The organism is Pedobacter sp. (assembly GCF_046462515.1).
Lineage (GTDB): Bacteria > Bacteroidota > Bacteroidia > Sphingobacteriales > Sphingobacteriaceae > Pedobacter.
Map to the genome: position 1 here is coordinate 31962 of NZ_JBKGVD010000010.1, position 17267 is coordinate 49228.

At 36.6% G+C, this 17267-nt stretch carries 17 protein-coding genes; 3 read left to right on the forward strand and 14 right to left on the reverse strand.

Annotated features, from left to right (window positions below):
• Positions 1 to 21 precede the first annotated feature (21 nt).
• The 10 genes from ACLHG9_RS15000 to hemA form a co-directional block, all read right to left on the reverse strand.
• Positions 22 to 1161, reverse strand: a complete 1140-nt coding sequence (locus ACLHG9_RS15000) for a hypothetical protein (protein ID WP_410222318.1) — start codon at positions 1159 to 1161, stop codon at positions 22 to 24.
• A 50-nt stretch (positions 1162 to 1211) separates the two neighbouring features.
• Positions 1212 to 1760: a protoporphyrinogen oxidase HemJ gene (gene hemJ, locus ACLHG9_RS15005; RefSeq protein WP_410222319.1), complete on the reverse strand. Its 549-nt coding sequence runs from the start codon at positions 1758 to 1760 to the stop codon at positions 1212 to 1214.
• A 133-nt stretch (positions 1761 to 1893) separates the two neighbouring features.
• Positions 1894 to 2919 carry a uroporphyrinogen decarboxylase gene (hemE, locus tag ACLHG9_RS15010; protein ID WP_410222320.1) on the reverse strand — a complete coding sequence of 342 codons (1026 nt, stop codon included), beginning with the start codon at positions 2917 to 2919 and terminating at the stop codon, positions 1894 to 1896.
• A gap of 3 nt (positions 2920 to 2922) precedes the next feature.
• Positions 2923 to 3444 (reverse strand): tetratricopeptide repeat protein, encoded by a 522-nt coding sequence (locus ACLHG9_RS15015; protein ID WP_410222321.1) that lies wholly within the window; start codon positions 3442 to 3444, stop codon positions 2923 to 2925.
• Positions 3444 to 4148, reverse strand: coding sequence for a response regulator transcription factor (locus ACLHG9_RS15020; protein WP_243361564.1), 705 nt, complete (start codon positions 4146 to 4148; stop codon positions 3444 to 3446). Before ACLHG9_RS15020 ends, ACLHG9_RS15015 begins: the two co-directional genes overlap by 1 nt.
• Before the next feature lie 3 nt (positions 4149 to 4151).
• Positions 4152 to 5018 carry a sensor histidine kinase gene (locus ACLHG9_RS15025; RefSeq protein ID WP_410222322.1) on the reverse strand — a complete coding sequence of 289 codons (867 nt, stop codon included), beginning with the start codon at positions 5016 to 5018 and terminating at the stop codon, positions 4152 to 4154.
• A 24-nt stretch (positions 5019 to 5042) separates the two neighbouring features.
• The gene (gene hemL, locus ACLHG9_RS15030) at positions 5043 to 6413 is read right to left on the reverse strand and encodes a glutamate-1-semialdehyde 2,1-aminomutase (RefSeq protein ID WP_410222323.1); all 1371 of its coding nucleotides are present in this window, start codon (positions 6411 to 6413) and stop codon (positions 5043 to 5045) included.
• Positions 6414 to 6451: 38 nt separating this feature from the next.
• The gene (hemB, locus tag ACLHG9_RS15035) at positions 6452 to 7420 is read right to left on the reverse strand and encodes a porphobilinogen synthase (RefSeq protein WP_410222324.1); all 969 of its coding nucleotides are present in this window, start codon (positions 7418 to 7420) and stop codon (positions 6452 to 6454) included.
• Positions 7421 to 7567: 147 nt separating this feature from the next.
• A complete protein-coding gene (gene hemC / locus ACLHG9_RS15040; protein ID WP_410222325.1) occupies positions 7568 to 9148 on the reverse strand; it encodes a hydroxymethylbilane synthase in 1581 nt (526 codons plus the stop codon).
• An 83-nt stretch (positions 9149 to 9231) separates the two neighbouring features.
• Positions 9232 to 10458 carry a glutamyl-tRNA reductase gene (gene hemA / locus ACLHG9_RS15045; RefSeq protein ID WP_410222326.1) on the reverse strand — a complete coding sequence of 409 codons (1227 nt, stop codon included), beginning with the start codon at positions 10456 to 10458 and terminating at the stop codon, positions 9232 to 9234.
• A 160-nt stretch (positions 10459 to 10618) separates the two neighbouring features.
• Here hemA and ACLHG9_RS15050 point away from each other — a divergent pair, with 160 nt between their 5' ends.
• On the forward strand, positions 10619 to 11452 hold the full coding sequence (locus ACLHG9_RS15050; RefSeq protein WP_410222327.1) for an alpha/beta hydrolase family protein: 834 nt from the start codon (positions 10619 to 10621) through the stop codon (positions 11450 to 11452).
• 179 nt (positions 11453 to 11631) lie between these two features.
• A complete protein-coding gene (locus ACLHG9_RS15055; RefSeq protein WP_410222328.1) occupies positions 11632 to 12054 on the forward strand; it encodes a secondary thiamine-phosphate synthase enzyme YjbQ in 423 nt (140 codons plus the stop codon).
• Here ACLHG9_RS15055 and ACLHG9_RS15060 read toward each other — a convergent pair whose 3' ends face one another.
• Together ACLHG9_RS15060 and ACLHG9_RS15065 are read right to left on the reverse strand one after the other, a co-directional pair.
• Positions 12055 to 12774, reverse strand: a complete 720-nt coding sequence (locus tag ACLHG9_RS15060; protein ID WP_410222329.1) for a LytR/AlgR family response regulator transcription factor — start codon at positions 12772 to 12774, stop codon at positions 12055 to 12057.
• An 8-nt stretch (positions 12775 to 12782) separates the two neighbouring features.
• Positions 12783 to 13751, reverse strand: a complete 969-nt coding sequence (locus ACLHG9_RS15065; RefSeq protein WP_410222330.1) for a sensor histidine kinase — start codon at positions 13749 to 13751, stop codon at positions 12783 to 12785.
• Positions 13752 to 14122: 371 nt separating this feature from the next.
• Between ACLHG9_RS15065 and ACLHG9_RS15070 the strand changes: the two genes are divergently transcribed.
• On the forward strand, positions 14123 to 14428 hold the full coding sequence (locus ACLHG9_RS15070) for a hypothetical protein (RefSeq protein ID WP_410222331.1): 306 nt from the start codon (positions 14123 to 14125) through the stop codon (positions 14426 to 14428).
• 99 nt (positions 14429 to 14527) lie between these two features.
• Here the strand turns inward: ACLHG9_RS15070 and ispG are convergent, their stop codons facing one another.
• On the reverse strand, positions 14528 to 16495 hold the full coding sequence (gene ispG / locus ACLHG9_RS15075; RefSeq protein WP_410222332.1) for a (E)-4-hydroxy-3-methylbut-2-enyl-diphosphate synthase: 1968 nt from the start codon (positions 16493 to 16495) through the stop codon (positions 14528 to 14530).
• Positions 16496 to 16637: 142 nt separating this feature from the next.
• Positions 16638 to 17237, reverse strand: coding sequence for an RDD family protein (locus ACLHG9_RS15080; RefSeq protein ID WP_410222333.1), 600 nt, complete (start codon positions 17235 to 17237; stop codon positions 16638 to 16640).
• Positions 17238 to 17267: the final 30 nt, after the last annotated feature.

Genomic DNA, 17267 nt, shown 5'->3' on the forward strand with positions numbered 1-17267 from the left:
TAACCCATAAAGTATTTAAAATTAGTTTTTCGTTTTAAATACTTTAAAATCTTGTTTATAGGTTAAAAATAAAGAATGATTAAATTGTAGGTTATTGGCTTTCTCATCCAGATCAAAATGAGGCTCAACTCTGATATCTAAATAAAGATGCGGCAAAAGTTCATGCTGATAAGCATAACGTATGGCTATAATGTTACGCTGGCTGCGTGTATAACCATATTCATAAAGATTTTCTGAAACCGATTGGTATAATGGCATCCCTTTAATACTAATAAAGTTATTGCCTTTCCAGTAAGTTGCCATAAGGGTACCCCAACGGGTATTTGCACCTAAATTGAGCCATAAACCGAAACCTCCTTGGTAAGCTCTGAGTTTTTCGGGCGAGAAATCCTTATATATTGCCAAATAATTATGCATAAAGATTTCCTTAACATTATATCCTAAGCTTTTTTCAATTTTAAACCCGGCAGCTCCGTTAAACAGTGTACTGATTGGAATTTCTTTTAATACGTCTATCTGTCCGCCCTGGTGGTAAGCTAAAAATTGTACAGGAATACTAAGCTTCCAGCCTTCATCTTCGAGGAGAGTAGTTTGTGTAATTAAACCTCCCGCAATCTCTTCCTTTGCAGCATCTCCTTTATAGATCATTTTTTGCCACGACACCCAAGTATCAAGCTTAAATTTTGGTTTTTCTACCAGTAGCTGGGTACCATACTCAATAGGTGTAGTAATTTTACGTTCAAAATCGTAAATGGGCTCTATATAGTCGTGTGCAATATTTCCTTCCAGGCTCCCAAAAATAAAGCTCAGATCTTTTTTATGGTAGGTAACATTAAATAAAGGCTTGGCATCTTCAAGTCCTTTTTCGTTACCGAAATCTTTACGCAAATAGGCTCCTGCGGTTACCGCTAAATTAGGATTTGCATAATAAGTTAGCTGTGGTTGTAACTGTGTACCAAATAGGGTATAACCGTCATGAAAGTTATTACTATATTCATAATTCCTGACATAGTTAAAATTGTAGAAGTTAAAGTGAAGTTCTTTAGATAAACTATCTGAAGGACGGGTTCTGTTGTACAGGTAGTTGTTATCAAACTGTGCGTTTACCCTAAAGCCTGCTAACAACGTTACCAATAACAGCAGAAAATATTTATTGATCATATAGGTGATAATGTTTGGATATTTTTGTTAAAAATAAAAAAACATGTTCACTATAAGTTATTTTTCTCCCGGTAGTTCTTATAAAGTTTAACAGCTAACATAATTACAGCTGAAAAAATAATTAAGCCAATTAAACCGTACAGCCAGTCTATAGCGCTTTTTAAAATTACAGTAAATACAATAGCTACAAGTAAAACGGTAGCTACCTCATTCCACAAACGTAATTGCGTAGAGCTTCTCTTGAAAATACCTTTGCGCAATTGTTTCATGATACGCTGACAGGTAAAATGATAAATTAACAAGAGCGCTACAAAACCTAATTTTACATGCATCCACGGTTGGTATAACCAACCCGGAACGATGTAAATCATGGTTAAACCTGCTGCTACAGCCAAAATCATGGCAGGTGTAGCTATAATGCTCCATAACCTTGCGGTAATTTTGGTGTATTCTTTTAAGAGAATACTACGTTCGGGCTCATCTTTCTGATTGGCTTCTGTATGGTAAATGAACAAGCGTACGCCATAAAAAAGACCTGCCATCCAGCTTACCACAAAAATAATGTGCACAGCTAATATGTATCTGTAGTAGGCTTCCATTTAATTTTACTTAGACCAAAACAAGTTTAGCATTTGCAAAATATAAAAGAGGTCTAAAATTCATCTTTTATCTCAAGATACTGAAACAAATCCAGTATGAAGCAAGAAAGATTTTAGACCTCCTTATACATTATTAATATTTAAATTCTTTTACCACTTCGATGGCATATTTTACATGATCAAAAGGAATATCAGGCATAATGCCATGCCCTAAGTTAAAGATAAATCCTTTTTCGCCTCTCATACGCTCAAATAACTTATGGATCTGTGCTTTAATTACAGGTTTATCCGCATATAAAATATGTGGATCTAGATTACCTTGTACGGCAATACCTTCTGGTAAAGCTTTTTTAATATTCAACAGATCTGCATTCCAATCAACAGAAACCACATCTGGTTTGGCTTGGGCCATAATTGGAGCAAAAACAGAACTTCCTTTACAAAAAGAAATTACAGGAATATTTTTTCTATTTAAGCCTGCTATGATCTGCGCATTGTATTGATGCGAGAACTCTTGATAATCATTCCATGATAAAGCTAAAGCCCAGCTATCAAATAACTGCAGCGCATTTACACCTGCATCAATCTGCATATTCAGGTAATCAACCGTTACCTTAGCTATTTTACTCAATAACTGGTGTGCCAGCTCTGGATGATTATGGATCAATAATTTGGTTAGTTTAAAATCTTTAGAAGAGCCTCCCTCTACCAAATAGCTCATAACGGTAAATGGAGCCCCGGCAAAACCAATCAAAGGAATACGGCCGTTTAAACATTGTTGTATTACTTTAATAGCATCGGCCACGTATTGCAGTTTATCCAAAACATCGGTAGCTAAAGCATCTATATCTTTCTGCGTACGCACAGGATTGGCAAATTTAGGTCCTACGCCTTGTGTAAAACTAAGGTCTCCGCCCATGGCCTCTCCAGTCACTAAAATATCAGAGAATAAGATCGCGGCATCAATTCCCAATAAATCTACTGGCAGCATGGTAACATCTGCTGCAACTTCGGGAATTTTGCACATCTCTAAAAAAGAGTATTTGTTTTTAATTTCCCAATACTCAGGCATAAAACGGCCTGCTTGTCTCATCATCCACACGGGTGGTCGTTCTGTAGCTTTAGAAAATGCTGCGTCTAAAAATAAATTATTCTCCATGTTTTAATTTGCCAGTTTAGCGGCTTCTTTCTCTATTACGTTTATAATATCTGTTGCCCGGCTGGTGGTTGCCAGTTCTTTCGCTTTTTCAATATAGGCCATCGCTCTGGTTCCATCTTTTTTACGCAAAGCCAGATTAGCCAAATGTATCAGCACATATGCTTTATCATTCTTACCGCCTAAGGGAAAACGACTGGCAATCTGAAAATGTCTTTCTGCAGTTTCAAAATCATCCTTCTTCAGTGCAATATTAGCTTTCATAAATTCATAAAACCCTCTGCGGGTTTTGGTAAGCCTGTCTGGGTTGTCAACCTCATCTAAATATTTTTCTGCTTTTTCGTAATCAGAATTCTTAAAATATTTAGAAGCAATCAGTACTGAGCTATGCTTAAAATGGCTCCAAATAATGAAACCCAAAAACACACCCACTATAGATGCCAATTGGTATTGTTGCCTATACACGAAAAACACGCAGACAATTGCAAAAAGCGCCATAAAACAATAGCGCCCAATTTTATTGTACATTAGTTAGCTTCTGTAAATTTATATCCAACACCTCTTATTGAATGGAAATAGATCGGATTTTTTTGATCCGGTTCAAAATACTTACGGAAAGTAAGTATAAAGTTATCTATTGTTCTGGTTGATGGATAAACATCATAATTCCAAACTGTTTCCAGGATCTGTTCACGCGAAACCGCTTCATTTTTACGCTCAATAAGCAGTTTTAATAACATGGTTTCTTTCTTGGTTAAAGGAACTACCGTACCATCATCTTGTTTCAGCTCAAATGAGTTAAAATAAATGGTTTTATCGCCAATCTTATAAGAGTTCAGCTCTTTAAGATCATCTGATTTTAAACTGCGTTTAACCAAAATACCTACACGAAGAATAAGCTCTTCGAGGTTAAACGGTTTTACCAGATAATCATCAGCACCTTTTTTAAGCCCCATTACACGGTCTTCACTGGTGTTTTTTGCCGTTAAAAATAAGATCGGTACTTCCGTGTTTTCAAGACGTATGGTTTCACATACCTGGAAACCGTCCATTTCAGGCAGCATTACGTCTAATATTACCAGATTAAAGCGTTCTTCTTTAAATATTTTCAGTGCAGTTTTACCGTCTTTAACAGCATGTACTTTATAACCTTCAAGTTCGAGGTTTAATTTAATGGCATCCAACAAATGATCTTCGTCTTCTACCAGCAATATTCTTAGCTTTTGTGACATGTTTTAATTAAATGTTACTTCAAAAATCGCCCCGTGAGGCACATTATCTTTAACGCTTATGTCAGCGTCGTGGTTTTGTAATACTTCTTTAACAATAAACAAGCCAAGACCTGTTCCTTTAGATTTCCTTACATTTTCATCACCCACACGGTAAAATTTATCAAAAATATGCAACTTCTCACTATCAGGAACGCCCATTCCTTTATCCGCAACACTTAAAAACGGTTTACCGTCATTTTGACATAATTCTACTGTAATTTCGGCACAAGGCCCAGAGTATTTAATGGCATTTTCTACCAGATTGGTTACTACAGAAGAAAGTGCGAATTTATCGCCCATAACTTTTATATCATTTTCTATTTTAGTCTTGATCAATTGCTCGCTTCCACAGGCATGTACCTGTAAACGATCAATAATTTTGGTAACCAAATCAGAAAAATCAAATTCTTCTTTGGGAAAAGAATAGGTACGGCTTTCTATCTTGGTAGCCAGAAGCATATTCTCAACTAAATCGTCTAAACGCTCTACATCTTTTAGAGAATTTCTGATGAGGGAAATCTGCATTTCGCGATCAAGCTCTCTTTTGGCAATGGTTTGCAGTGAAAGCTTAATAGCCGCCAAAGGCGATTTTAGTTCATGCGTAACCGAAAGCAGGAAATTTTGCTGGTTCTCGTGTAGTTTTTCTTCTCTCGTAATAGAGGCATGAATAAAATAGGCTCCGATACCCAATAAAAAAAGGAAAACCGCCCCCTCACCCATAATCATAGGTAGCCTACTGGCATCTATTTTTACCACCAGCATACCCCAGCTAATAAGTTGGCCTAATGCATAAAACAATAAAACATAGAATATGATAATGGATTTCTTCATCCTTTTAACCTTTAGGGTTTTATATTATTTTGCAAACACTATATCCAAAGCTTCAAAAATAGCTCTCTTTGCTTTTTCAAGTTCTATTTTGCTGTGTGCAGCCGATACAAATCCTACTTCGTAACCAGAAGGCCCTAAATAAACCCCTCTGTTTAACAGCTCTCGGTGCAATACTTTAAATTTTTCCATGCTTGCAGGATCGATATCTTCAGCAGTTTGAATTTTGTCTTTGTCTGTAAAAGCAAACCAGAAAACAGAACCCACCGTAAATACTTTAAATTTATAGTTTCTTGCCGAAGCAAAACGCTGTATGCTTTCCACAAATTCCTGTGCTTTTGCATTCAGGTCTTTATAAAACCCAGATTTAGACAGCTCTGTTAAAGTAGCAATACCTGCAGCCATAGCTACCGGGTTACCCGATAAAGTACCTGCCTGGTATACACCGCCATCTGGTGAAATATGGCCCATAATATCTGCAGAAGCACCGTACATTCCTACCGGCAAACCTCCGCCAATGATTTTACCATAAGTTACGATATCCGGTGTAATATCATAATACGCAGCCGCTCCTTCAAAACCTACCCTAAAACCAGTAATCACTTCATCAAAAATGAGCAATGATCCGTTTGCAGAACAAATCTCTCTCAAAAACTCAATGTATTCTTTATCTTGGATCAATAAGCCGTTGTTTGCCGGAATACCCTCTATGATTACCGCAGCAATCTGGTCTTTAAATTGCTCAAAAACCTGAGTAAGCGCAGTTTTATCGTTTAAGCCAATTACAATGGTTTCTTCCGCAAATGCTTTAGGCACCCCTGCTGATGAAGTTTCGCCAAAAGTAACCAGGCCAGAACCCGCTTTTACCAAAAGTGAATCACTGTGACCATGATAACATCCTTCAAACTTTACAATTTTATCTCTTCCGGTATAACCTCTTGCTAAACGGATGGCCGACATTACAGCCTCGGTTCCTGAACTTGTAAAACGGATTTTTTCTACAAAACGGTTATTTTTAATGATCAGCTCTGCCAGTTCATTTTCTAATGCAGTAGGTGCCCCAAAACTCATTCCGTTCTGCATAACTTCTGCAACCTTTTCACGAATCTTTGCATGATTATGTCCTAAAATAAGTGGCCCCCAGCTTGCGCAGAAATCTATAAACTGGTTATCATCGGCATCCCAGATAAAACAGCCATCACCTTTTTGGATAAACAAAGGTGTACCATATACCGATTTGAAAGCTCTTACCGGAGAATTTACACCTCCCGGGAAATATTTTTTGGATTTTTCATAAAGGGCGGCAGATTTTTCTCTGCTAATATCAGGTTTGGTATGTGTGCTTACCGGAATTTCGTCTTCGTTACCTGTAAATATCTTTTTTAACTGCTCTAACATCTCTTGTGTGTTAATAATAAATTTCTGCTTCGCTACTTTTATATCCAGTTCTTCTCTACCATATCTCTGATATGGTAAGTAGTGATTACACCTGCTCCTGCTCTGGCAAAAGCATACATGGTTTCCATCACTACTTTTTGCTCATCTATCCAGCCTTTTTGTGCTGCTGCTTTGATCATGGAATATTCTCCTGATACGTTATAACAAGCAATAGGAAGATCTGAGTTTTGTTTTAATTTAGCTATAATATCCAAATAAGCCAAAGCTGGTTTTACCATTAGCACATCCGCGCCTTCGCTTTCATCTAATAAAGCTTCTCTTACAGCTTCTACAGGGTTTCTAAAATCCATCTGGTAAGCTTTCCTATCGCCTTTATTCGGGGCGCAATCTGCTGCTTCTCTAAACGGACCGTAATAAGCCGATGCAAATTTGGTAGCATGGCTCATGATCGCCACATTTTCAAAATGATTATGATCTAATTTCTCTCTTATTGCCAGGATACGCCCGTCCATCATATCTGAAGGTGCTAACATGTCTGCTCCTGCTTGGGCATGATTCAAAGCCATTTTGGCAATCAAATCAATCGTAACATCATTCTGAACATAATCATCCTTTAAGATCCCGCAATGCCCGTGATTGGTATAAGAACAAACACAAACATCCGTTACAACATACAGGTCATCTCCAAAATTTTTCTTTAATTCTCTTACCGTTACCGGAACCAGTGAGTGCGGATCGTAAGCAGAATGCGCATCTTCGCTCTTTTCATCGCCTACCCCAAACAACATGATCTTGTTTACGCCTAATTTTAACCCTTTCTCCACATCTTTGATCAAAGTATCTGTAGAAAAATGGCTGATACCCGGCATGGCATCAATTTGATGCACCACACCTTTACCCGGTACCACAAAGTAGGGGTAAATAAACATATCTTTTGATAGCTTGGTTTCTGCTACCATCTCTCTCACTATATTGTTTTTTCTTAACCTGCGTGGCCTGTGTAACATGTCTTAATAAAAGTTAAAAATCAAAATTAAAATGCAGTGCTTTGTAAAGAGTTACATTTTAACCGCAAGCAAAAATGCAAAGACAGCAGCATTGTTTTTTTATGCCTCTGTCATTTATAAAGAGTTTACTTTAGGTTAACAATCGTATTATTTAATTTCAATACCAAAAACAGCCTCTGCCAAGCCAATTTCATCAGGCGAATAGGGCAGTTCATAACTTACTCCCATTTCGTCGAATTTTTTGCCTGTAGAATTACCAATGGCAATTACTTTTTGTCCTGGAATCAACAGGTTTTCTGCAAAATAAGCATTTACATTACTTGGGCTTGTAAACACTAATATTTCGGCTTCGGTTTCTTCTACTTCATCTAGAAGAACTGTTTCGTAAATAGGCAGATCTATTATTTTTGTGCTTTCAGTAAGATAGGTTTGCATGGTTAATAACGAATCTTGTGCTCTTGGAAATACAACGGTCTGTCCGTCTACTACCTTTGCCAGTTCTTCTGCTACTTCTAAAATGTCGCCACCCTCGCCTACAAAATCTGCCAGATGGCCCACTTTGCGTAGCGAATCTTCAGAGCCACGACCAACAACAGCATATTTTACTTTTTTAGGCAGTACCGGATTTAACTGAAAGAAATACTCCACACTGTTACGACTGCTAAACACAATCCAGTCGGCATTTTTCAAAAAGAAATCATCTAGCACATGTACAATAGGTGTTGTGCGTATCAACGAACGATCGTCTATTTCAATATGATGTTTAGCTAAAGCTCTTCTGAAATAACTGTTCTCTCCTACTTCTCTTGATATAAAAACTTTATTCGGCTTTTTACGCTCAGAGGCAAATTTAGCTACAATCTTTTCTGCAAGTCCTTCGGTACTTGCTTCACGCAAGAATAAACGATCCGGAAAGTCTTCATCGTCATTTGCTTTTGATGTCCACACCTCAAACTGCCCATCTTCTTGTTTGCAATAACAACCTAAAGGCATATGGCAACCGCCTTCAAAAAGATTGAGCACTTTGCGCTCTACCTCAATTTCTTGAGCTGTGGCTTTATTATGTATTTTTTGCAGCTCATTAAAGAGTTCTGTATCATTTTCTCTGATCTGGATAGCCAGTGCTCCTTGTGCAGGAGCCGGAACTACCTCTGTAGTGTCGATTACCTCTACATGAAACTCGCTCAAGTCTAAATTCAAACGGTTTACACCTGCTTTTGCTAACACAATAGCATCATAATTCTCATCACGTAATTTTTGTATACGTGTAGGTACATTGCCTCTCAGATCATCTATATTTAGGTCGGGCCTGAGCGATAATAACTGGGCTTTACGACGATTTGATGAGGTACCCACCATAGCGCCCTTTTTTAAAGAAAGCTTTTGTTTAATATCTACACAATCTTTTAGGATGAGCAATAATTCTGAAGGATCTTCACGCTCAGGAACAGCTGCTATGATCAAACCCGTAGGATTTACAGTAGGCAAATCTTTATGTGAATGCACGGCCAAATCTATACTTCCATTTAGCAGCTCTTCTTCAAGTTCTTTGGTAAAAAAACCTTTACCTTCTAATTTATCTAATCTTAAATTCAGGATCTTATCGCCCTGCGTTTTAATAATTTTTAACTCTGCCTCTATGCCAATCTCCGCTAATCTGTCTTTAGTGTAGTTTGCTTGCCAAAGGGCTAAATCACTACCTCGCGTACCGATGATTACTTTTTTCACTTCTATGTATAAGGTTTCAGGCAAATTTAGTAAAAATTAGCCTGCGGTTTGTATGAGAAAATCCAGTATTTTACAGCCTGTACCTAACTGTTCTTAGCCAGGATCTCTTTGGCCATTACCATTGGGACGCTGATATATTTTTTTTCCATATAGTCTATAACGCGTTCAAGTACCGCCTTTGAGCTTTCATCTAAGGTGTTGATCTCGTTTGCGAAAACACCTTGTAAAGCTGTTTGTTTGATCTCTTTGATTTTTTTAGGTACTTCGCTCATGGCGATTTCTATGCGGCGTTGGCGTAAAACAGATTCAAATTCTTTGATATTCGTTTCAATGATGCGCTCGGCATGCACCAGTTCATCGTAACGTTCCTGTATATTTTTACGGGCAATTTCTTTTAATGATTCCACTTCGATATAATGAATTGGAAATTGCTCTCTTACGGCTAAATCTGTATCATTAGGTACGGCTAAATCTACTATTACTTTTTTACCTGTATCACCATTTAAAAGCTTGCGATAGATTTCTTCTGTAATTACAGGCTCGGTAGATCCTGTGCAAGTAATGATTACATCAAAACCTTTATCATACTGAGCAATTGCTGAAAGTGCATGAGCTTCGCCATTGAGTTCTTTGGCTAAAGCTTGTGCTTTTTCTATGGTACGGTTAAATACCACGAAGTTTGAATAAGTATGCTTTTTAAGGTATTGCGCAATGTTGTTGTTGGTTTCTCCGGCACCAATAATAAGTAAACGTGAGTTACCACAAACATTCAGTTCTTTCAACTTTCTGTATGCTAAAGACACCACCGAAACCGGATTACGCGAAATATTGGTATGGGTATATACTTCTTTGGCTGTTTTTACCACCCTATCCATGATCATACGCATATAATCGCCGGTAAATCCACTGTCTTTACATGCTTGATAAGCTTTACGTACTTGTGCCAAAATCTCTTTCTCACCTACTACAAGGCTTTCCAAAGAGCATGACATCCTTAACAAGTGGTTAAATGCCTCTTCTTTTTCATAAACAGAAACATTTTCAACAAACTTTTCGAGATACTCTTCTGGTAGGCCCATATTAAGTACCTGTAAAAAACGTCTGGTAAAATTATCGTCTATGGTTTGCGCAGAAGTAAAAATAAACTCTACACGGTTACAGGTTCCTACATAAAAGATCTCTTTAACCTGAAGCTCTGACTGGATATTTCTTAACCTATCATCTAATGTTTCTTCACAGATAACCAATTTGCCTAACGATTTCAGGTCTATCTGTTGATGAGTAAAAGCAATGATCTTTAAATATTCCAAAATGGTTACCCTATTATTTCAGCGAACAAAAGTAACAAGGGAAATACGCTTATCTGTCATTATGCTGTAATTTAGGCTAATTTAGAAAGGTTTTAAATTAATATTAACTTAACCTCACTTACCTTTAAAGTTTGTTATACTCTTAAAAACCGCTTTAAACATGAGTTTACATCAGGAACAATTTTCTATCATTGGCGCTTCAGAAAAGCCAATTTACGGCGATTTAACCTATAACCCTAAGAACTCAAACATGCCTTTGGTTATTTTTGTGCACGGTTTCAAAGGCTTTAAAGATTGGGGGGCACATAATTTAGTAGCCAAATATTTTGTACAAAACGGCTACCGGTATTTAAAATTTAATTTATCGCACAGCGGAGTTAACCAGGAAAATCCGAACGATGTGAGTGATCTTGAGGCTTTTGCTGCAAATACCTTCAGTAAAGAGATGACCGATGTGGATATTATTATTAAACATGCCGTAAATTACTTAGGAGTTAATAAAGTATTTTTAATTGGTCATAGTAGAGGTGGTGGGCTGAGCATATTACAGGCTGCTAATAACCCTTATGTTGGTGGCCTGATTACCTGGAGTTCTATAGCTGATTTTAGCAGTTTATGGAAAAAAGAACAGGAAAAGAAATGGCGCATGACAGGAAAAATTGAAGTGATAAATGCCCGTACAAAAGAAAAAATGCCGCTTAATGTAACTCTTTTAGAAGATTTTGAAGAAAACAAAAATCAACTGAATATTTTAGCTGCTGCAAAACAGCTAAACATTCCCTGGTTAATTATTCAGGGCGATAAAGATATAAATGTACCTCTTGAAACTGCTGAGAAGTTAGCCAATGCTAATCCCGCCAGCAGATTGCTTAAAATTAAAGATGCTAATCATGTATTTGGTGCATTTCACCCATATGTAGGTGATAACTTGCCTACTCATTTGTTAGAAGTTTGTGAAAAGAGTTTAACCTTTTTAAATAGCATTGAAAAATAATCTCCCAAATATTAGATCTGTAGTATAAGCAACAACATAGACTAGCATTATCGTATGGTTTATATAGCAACTCTTTAACAATTACTTTATTTTCAATTTATCCAATTAAAATTATTTTCTTTTTAAAATCCAAGAGGTCTAATATGGTGTTAAACCATATAAACATTAGTAAATTACTTATGCATTTTTTACAGAAACGCCTTACCTTAAAAGAACGTTCACGTGGTTTTCATCTTATTACCGATGAAATCGTACATGCCATACCCGAAATTACTGAATTAAATGTTGGTATGTTACAGGTTTTTATACAGCATACCTCTGCCTCTTTAACCATTAATGAAAATGCAGATCCTACTGTAAGAATAGATTTTGAAACTTGGTTTAATAAAACTGTACCTGAAGGTGATCCGGATTATATACACAATTACGAGGGTGATGATGATATGCCTGCACATCTTAAATCATCACTTACAGGGGCTTCTGTTCTTATTCCGGTTACCAACGGACAACTTAACTTAGGTACCTGGCAGGGTATTTATTTATGCGAACACCGCAACCATGGTGGCAGCAGAAGAGTAATCATAACAGCCTGGGGTATTTAATCAATTCTCCTGCAAACATTTCATAGCCTGTAGCTTATAGTTACGGCCAATTGGCAATTGTTTACCCATAATCTCTACTGCATATGAGTAATAGGCATCTACTTTATCTATAGAAATAATAAAGGATTTATGTATTCTGCAAAATTGTTCTTCTGGAAGCAGATCTTCTAAAACACTAATTTTTTGCTTACTCAATAACACTTTATCTTCTAAAATTACCTTAACGTAGTCTTTAACACTTTCTATCCAGTAAATATCTTTTACATTAACTTTTACGGTTTTACGATCCACCCTGAGAAACAGGAATTTATTTACATCGGATATTACTGCAGTTTCTTTAGCCAGCATAATCTGTTGTCTGGCTCCCATGCTGGCCAGAACCTTATCCATAGCTTTTAAAAAACGGTTAAGGGCAATAGGTTTTAAAAGATAATCTACGGCATCGAGCTCAAAACCTTCTATAGCATAATCGCTGTAGGCGGTAGTAAAAATTACTTTTGGCGGGTTTTTAAGGCTTTTTAAAAGTTCAACTCCTGTAATACCTGGCATTTTTACATCTAAAAACATCAGATCTATGGTATGCTGCTGTAAAACATGAAAAGCGTTGATGCCATCTCTGCATTTGGCAACAAGGCTTATCTCCTGAAAATTTTCAAGATATTTTTCTATCACCTCAATGGCATGAGGCTCGTCATCAACAATTATGGTTCGTATTTTCATTGGTGCAGTTAAACAGAAACTCCTTTGTCAAGATCAATGGTCAGAATTACGGCAAACAATTCTTCTTCATCTATAATTTTAAGTTGATGCGCATTAGGATAAATAAGCTGAAGTCTTTTATGAACATTTTGCAAGCCTATATGTCCCACACCTGAATTTTCTTTTCTGTCTACACTCGTAACTTTTCCATTCATGATTTTAAATTTAAGCAAATTATCATTTACAGACAGCTCCATATTGATCCAGGCCTGCCCTACTTTTTCATTTGCTCCATATTTAAATGCATTTTCAACCAAAGGCAGCATTAATAAAGGAGCAATTTCGTAATGGTTCAGATCTCCTTCTTTGGTAAAATTAAACTCGAGCCGATCTTCATATCTCATTTTTTCAATGAGGATATAGCTGTCCAGTATTTCAATATCCTTTTTCAGCGTTACATGTTCAGCATTACACTCATAAAGCATATATCTTAAAATATCAGATAGACCCAATACTATTTCTGGAGATTTTGGCGAATTATTGAGCGTATGGGCATAAAGGTTATTTAAGGTATTGAATAAGAAATGTGGATGAATCTGTGCTTTCAGTAAATTTAACTCGGCCTGTAAAGCAGCCTGTTGACGTTTATACCATAAGTTAAAGAATTTTAAGGCAATGGCAAACCACACAATAAGGTTAACAGACTTAAACGCATTGATATAATACAGAATATTAGTAAACCGCTCTAATTTTGTTCCGCGTACTTTTTCCCAGTTGTAAATTTTATTTTCGATTAAATATTTATTCAAACTGGGCTCTACAATAAAAATATCTAACAATCTACTAACCAATGGCATTGCCGCCACAAATAAAAGCAGAATTAAAAAAAACTGCAGGTACTTTTTAGTAAATAAATAACGGGGAATAATAAAATAAGCTATTGTATAAAAATATAGCATATGAACCGGCAATAAAATAAGGTTATGTTTTAATGCCATAGAAACAGTCTGCTTTTGGTAACCGAATAAAATTGAGGTGAATATCCAGACCGATAACCAGAAAATGATATGCTGAATTATACGTTTTTTTTGTTCTGGAGTATTAAGGTAATTATACCATGCATGCATACTCAAATATAATTAGCAACTGCTTATATAGAAGATTTTAATAGACAAACAACAGTTTTTGGCAAACAAACAGCATCTATATCCGAGTTAACTTCTCTTATTTTAATACAAAGCCACTCATAAGCTTTTCACAAAAGCTTGTATCCAAAAGGTTTGTAATGGGCGATCATTCTTTTTATATAACCTAAGCCTCTATAAGTTTGAGTTAATAAACAATAAGGCATACATTAAAACCTGAACAAATGAAAAAGTTAATTCTTACAGCGATTACCGTTTTTTTAATGGCCGCTTGGACAAAAGCACAATATAAAGCTGATTTTGCAAATTGGGTAATTGAGAGCAATGTTAAAACTCCAAAAATCCAAGTTATTAAATTTTACAATGCGCAACAGGAACTAATTTACGAAGAAGAAGTAAAGGGGTTTAAAGTAAATATCAACAGGGAAAAGGTAAGAACAGCATTAAATGCCATACTTGATGAGGTATTACAAAAAGATAAAGCTATACAAAAAGAAAATCTGGTTATGGCAAGGTTGAAAAAGAATTAAAACATAAGCAAGGATTGCCAGAAGTTACAACTTACATTTAATGTTTTTCATGCTCTTTAAAACAGAAATATAAGATTTTGGCATCCTTTTTTCTTACTGTTAATCCTCTTTTTCTATCCAGTTTCCGTCTATTCTTATAATTTCGATCAGCTCGTTAATGGCCTCTGCTGTTTTAACGTTCTTCTTTACTACCTCCTGTCCCCGGTAAAGTGTGATTCTATCCGGGCCTGCTCCTACATAACCGTAATCAGCATCAGCCATTTCACCAGGGCCATTTACAATACAGCCCATAATACCAATTTTAACACCTTTTAAATGCGAAGTACGTGATCGTATAGCTTGTGTGGTTTCCTGAAGATCAAACAAAGTACGCCCGCAGCTTGGACAAGAAATATATTCGGTTTTTGAAATACGTGTACGCGAAGCCTGTAATATACCAAATGAAACAGAGTTGATTACTGAAAGCGGCGTATCCTTTGAATTAAGCCAAATCCCATCTCCAAAACCATCTATCTGCAATCCACCTATATCTGTAGCACTGTATAACTGTAAATTTTCATCGCCCATATACTCAAAATCACGTCTAATGATCACAGGGATTTGGATATCTGCATTACACAAATCTATAAAGGCCTTTCTAAGTATTTGCAATGCATTTTGTTGTTCTGTATGTAAAATCAGAACAGTATGGATGAGCGATTTTATTTCTTCAACAAGCAGCTCTTCGGCCAACACCTGAACAAAATTGAGTTTACCGTCTTTCTGCGCAGCGCTCTTAAATTCTTTTAAAGTAAATAAAGGATGGGCATTCTCTTTATGGGTTAAACTTAGCCATGTTGGGTAATCATAAAGTTGTTTCAAACCTCCCGGAAAAGAGAAAGACGGCAATTGGTCTCCTAAATAAACCATATCGCAGGCTTGATCAGAAAGATTATACTTATCAAGTAAAGCAGAGTAGCTGAAACCCACGCCATTTAAAATAGCCGGATCTTTTAAATTCTGACCAGTCAGATCAAGCACTACTCTTGGTACCTGATGCCCACCAAAATTTAAAACTTCTTCTGTTTTTCTTCTTTGATAATGATAAGGATTATAGTTGGAAGTCTGAAATCTGAAGTCTGAAGATAGGGTGCTATCAGTCTGAGCTTGCGGAAGACCGGCTTCAAATCTGCTAATCAGAGCCTTTGCCACTGGTGCCTCAAATTCGGGATCTTCTGTTAACGAAACTCTTACCGTATCGCCTAAACCATCTGCTAAAAGTGTGCCTATACCTACAGCAGATTTTATACGTCCGTCTTCCCCATCTCCCGCTTCGGTAACTCCTAAATGCAAAGGATAATTCATACCTTCTTTAACCATGGTCTTGACCAACAAGCGGTACGCCTGCACCATTACCTGCGTATTGCTGGCTTTCATGGAAATGACCAGATTATAAAATTTAAGGTCTTCGCAAATACGGATAAATTCCATAGCAGATTCTACCATTCCTTCCGGAGTATCTCCATAATGGCTCATGATACGATCTGATAACGAACCATGATTAGTACCAATACGCATGGCCGTACCATATTCTTTACAGATCTTTACCAGAGGTGAGAACTTTTTATAAATTCTCTCGAGCTCTGCCTGATAGGTACTTTCGGTATAAACTAAATTTTCAAACTTCTTTTTATCAGCATAATTTCCTGGATTTACACGTACTTTTTCTACAATACGTGCTGCAGCTTCTGCCGCATTGGGTGTAAAGTGAATATCTGCCACTAAAGGTACATCGTAACCACGCATACGAAGTTCCTTTTTTATATTGGCCAGATTTTCGGCTTCTTTAACACTTGGAGCTGTGATCCGCACGTATTCACAACCTGAGTGAACCATTCTTATAGTCTGCTCTACTGTGGCCATGGTATCCATAGTATCAGTAGTGGTCATAGACTGAATACGGATAGGATTATGCCCGCCCATAGGGACATTTCCTATGTTCACTTCTCTTGTTAAAAACCTTGAATATTGGGTTAAATTATTACAATAACCACCGGGTAAACCGGCCATTTTTTCTATATCCTGCATGGTTTGGCAAAGATACGCTAAATGTTAGATTGTTAGATTGATTGATTGTTATTTTATTGGCATCTAACAATACAGATTTAATTTACAAATGCTTTAAATCACATTTCCAATATCGCTTTGAACTTCTTTTAAGATAGGTTTTCTATATCAGCCTGTCTTTAACCACCAATGTATTGGCCATTACATCATGCAGGCATTGCTGTTTCTTATTAAGAAAACTGTATAAATAGCCAAAGAAAAGAGTTAGAACAGAAAAGATTTTCAAAAAATTCCTCATGAAAGAAACTCCCAGGCTGAGCCTGTTTCCAAACATGTCTCCTACTTTTATGCTCAAAATGCGTTTGCCAATGGTAGCCTGCTTTACAGAAGCCTCCGCAAAAGAACCATATAAAAATTTTGCTATGGGTATTATAATTAAGGTCGATAGCAAGATGATCAACATTTCTTTTTGATTATTTACAATTAAATAAACAGCCACCATTAAAAACACATAAATTAATATGATAAAGAAATAATCTATTGCCGAAGCAAGCAGCCTTTGGTCAAAAGAAGCAAAATATTGAGGCGCAGTTTGCTCAAAACGAAAACCCATGAGCTCCCTCAATTCGGGCAGCTCATGGGCTTCTTTATAATCATCCATCCCGGGCTTCCTGATAAAAGTTCCAGGTTTAATGTTCAGCTTTTTTAATTCATCTAATGTATAGGGCCCTTGTGGCTTGCCCTCTATTACTACTGTGTACAAAGCAAATAATTAATTTTTATAAAAACTGCG

Bases quoted from the DNA above. Each gene is read 5' to 3' on its own strand.
- ACLHG9_RS15000 (WP_410222318.1), bottom strand. From the start codon at position 1,161: ATGATCAATAAATATTTTCTGCTGTTATTGGTAACGTTGTTAGCAGGC.
- hemJ (WP_410222319.1), bottom strand. From the start codon at position 1,760: ATGGAAGCCTACTACAGATACATATTAGCTGTGCACATTATTTTTGTG.
- hemE (WP_410222320.1), bottom strand. From the start codon at position 2,919: ATGGAGAATAATTTATTTTTAGACGCAGCATTTTCTAAAGCTACAGAA.
- ACLHG9_RS15015 (WP_410222321.1), bottom strand. From the start codon at position 3,444: ATGTACAATAAAATTGGGCGCTATTGTTTTATGGCGCTTTTTGCAATT.
- ACLHG9_RS15020 (WP_243361564.1), bottom strand. From the start codon at position 4,148: ATGTCACAAAAGCTAAGAATATTGCTGGTAGAAGACGAAGATCATTTG.
- ACLHG9_RS15025 (WP_410222322.1), bottom strand. From the start codon at position 5,018: ATGAAGAAATCCATTATCATATTCTATGTTTTATTGTTTTATGCATTA.
- hemL (WP_410222323.1), bottom strand. From the start codon at position 6,413: ATGTTAGAGCAGTTAAAAAAGATATTTACAGGTAACGAAGACGAAATT.
- hemB (WP_410222324.1), bottom strand. From the start codon at position 7,420: ATGTTACACAGGCCACGCAGGTTAAGAAAAAACAATATAGTGAGAGAG.
- ACLHG9_RS15050 (WP_410222327.1), top strand. From the start codon at position 10,619: ATGAGTTTACATCAGGAACAATTTTCTATCATTGGCGCTTCAGAAAAG.
- ACLHG9_RS15055 (WP_410222328.1), top strand. From the start codon at position 11,632: ATGCATTTTTTACAGAAACGCCTTACCTTAAAAGAACGTTCACGTGGT.
- ACLHG9_RS15060 (WP_410222329.1), bottom strand. From the start codon at position 12,774: ATGAAAATACGAACCATAATTGTTGATGACGAGCCTCATGCCATTGAG.
- ACLHG9_RS15065 (WP_410222330.1), bottom strand. From the start codon at position 13,751: ATGGCATTAAAACATAACCTTATTTTATTGCCGGTTCATATGCTATAT.
- ACLHG9_RS15070 (WP_410222331.1), top strand. From the start codon at position 14,123: ATGAAAAAGTTAATTCTTACAGCGATTACCGTTTTTTTAATGGCCGCT.
- ispG (WP_410222332.1), bottom strand. From the start codon at position 16,495: ATGCAGGATATAGAAAAAATGGCCGGTTTACCCGGTGGTTATTGTAAT.